This window comes from Halapricum sp. CBA1109, assembly GCF_009741825.1.
Taxonomy (GTDB): Archaea; Halobacteriota; Halobacteria; order Halobacteriales; family Haloarculaceae; genus Halapricum.
The window spans coordinates 1-2,004 of sequence record NZ_WPCA01000240.1; the positions used below are offsets into that span (position 1 = coordinate 1).

General features: G+C 70.4%; 2 pseudogenes. Both read right to left on the minus strand.

The window, feature by feature from the left end:
- A pseudogene (locus tag GJ629_RS15600) lies at positions 1-1,399 on the minus strand (small ribosomal subunit Rsm22 family protein); the annotation flags it as partial.
- Positions 1,396-2,004: pseudogene (locus GJ629_RS15605) on the minus strand (prephenate dehydrogenase); the annotation flags it as partial. The pseudogenes GJ629_RS15605 and GJ629_RS15600, both read right to left, overlap by 4 nt.

Sequence of the window (2,004 nt, forward strand, 5' to 3'; positions counted from 1 at the left end):
CTACCGCCCCGCGTGTCCACCACGGCTTCGCGTCGACGACGAGGTTGTACCGCGCCCTCGTCGTCGTTCCAGAGGACGAGGACGTTCTCGAAGACGAGCAGGTCGCCGTAGTCCGCGCGGGCGAGGTCGGTCGTCAGCGACGAGTCGTGGGTCAACACGGCGAAGGCGTCGGTCTGTTCGCTGCCGTCGCCGATCAGGAACAGCGGGTTGCCGCCGTCGCTGAGGTCGTGGCTGAGTTTGATCGCTACGAGGTCTACGCGGTCGGTGACGAAGGACTCGGCCTCGCCCAAGGCCGCGAACGTCCCGCGGTCGGGGGTGTAATCGATCCGCTGGCGGTCGTCGGGTCGAAGGATAGAGAAGGCGTACTGGACGTCAACGTTGACGAACGCCCCCTCCTCGAAGCGGTCGCCCGCGCCCGACTCCAGTCGCTGCTGGAAGGCCGGCACGTCCAGATCCGGTTTCTTGTCGAACGACCAGCACTCGCTCGTCGGCTCTTTCCCGGGCCAGAGCCGGCAGGTCGGCGCGTAGACGGTGTACTCGTCGGTCAACTCCCGTTCGACCGAGCGGAGGCCGATAGCGGTGTTGCGGTCCGCGGGTTCGACGGCGACGATGGAACCGTCATCGGCCAGCGACGACCCCAACTCCCGGACCACGGCGGCGGGGTCTGACAGTTCGTTGAGGACGTTCCCGAAGAAAATGAGGTCGAACGTCGTCTCCGGGTCGTGGTCCTGTGCGCGCTCGCGGTGGACCGTCGCGTGGACGTTGTCGGGCGTCGATTCGAGCATCGACGCCAGCACGTCGGCGTTGGCGCTCGGTTCGACGGCGTGGTAATCGACGACGGCCGTCTCGGGGACGAGGTCGGCCAGGCCAAGCGTCGGGCCGCCGACGCCGGCCCCGACGTCCAGCACCCGGAGGCGGTTCGGGAGCAGGCCGTCGGCGGCCAACTCCGCGAGGACGTACTGGGCGACGGCGTAGTAGTCCGGGAGGTGATAGATGGCGTAACACAGTGCGGTCAACTCGTCGTACTCGACGTCGCGCTGGTGGAGGTACCCCTCCTTGAGGTCGACCAGTCGCTCCCGCAGGCGGTCGCCGCTGGTCCCGTCGGGCCATCCGGGGCCGAACCGCTCGACGAGCAGGTCCTCCAGTCGGCGGGCGTAGCGCTCGGGGAAGGCCTCGACGCCGTCGAAGTCGACGGTCATCGGGCCATCCTCGACGGGGACGAACGCGCCGTCCCCGCGCTCCCGGAGACCGAGTTCCGGGGCCAACTCCCGCACGTCGTCCGGACGACGCCGGGGTGGGGCTGGCCGTCGACGTACTCGTATATCTCCTCGGGGTCGATGGGGCGGACGTTCTTGAGGTACTTCGCGGTGTCCCGGATGCGCTCGCGGCGGTCGCTCATTTGCCGGCCTCCGCGTAGAGGTCCGCGAACGCTTCGGCGTCGGCGTCGGCGATGCGGGCGGCGGCCTCGGCCACCGCGTCGGCACCGTCGAAGGCCGCTTGGATGTCGGCGTACACCCGAGGGTCGTTGCCGGTGACCTGCGAGAGGACGTCGAAAAGCGCCGCCGAGACGGGCGTGTGGAACTGGTCGGGGACGTCGGCGGCGGCGAGGCCGAACGCGAGGACGGCGGTGTGGGCGGCGGCCTGTACCGTCTCCATCGCGCGGTCGTGTTCCTCGGCGGTCGTCTCGGCCCACGTGTTGCCGCGGGCGGTCAGTGCCGCCCGGACCGTCTCCAGCACCGGACCGCCGCTGTCGACGACGGCGGCGACGGTGCCCGGGGCGTTGTCGGCGGCGAACAGCGGGTGGAGGCTCGCCCGTTCGCAGTCCGGGGCGGCCGCTCGCATCGCCGCGAGGGGACCGTCCATCACGCCCGCGAGGTCGACCATCGCCCCCGTCGTCCGGTCGGCGTACCGTTCGATGACGGCCTCGGCGGCCGGAATCGGGACGCGACGACGACGAGGTCGAACCGCTCGTCGGTGTCGCCCTCGACCGCGCGGCCACCGTGA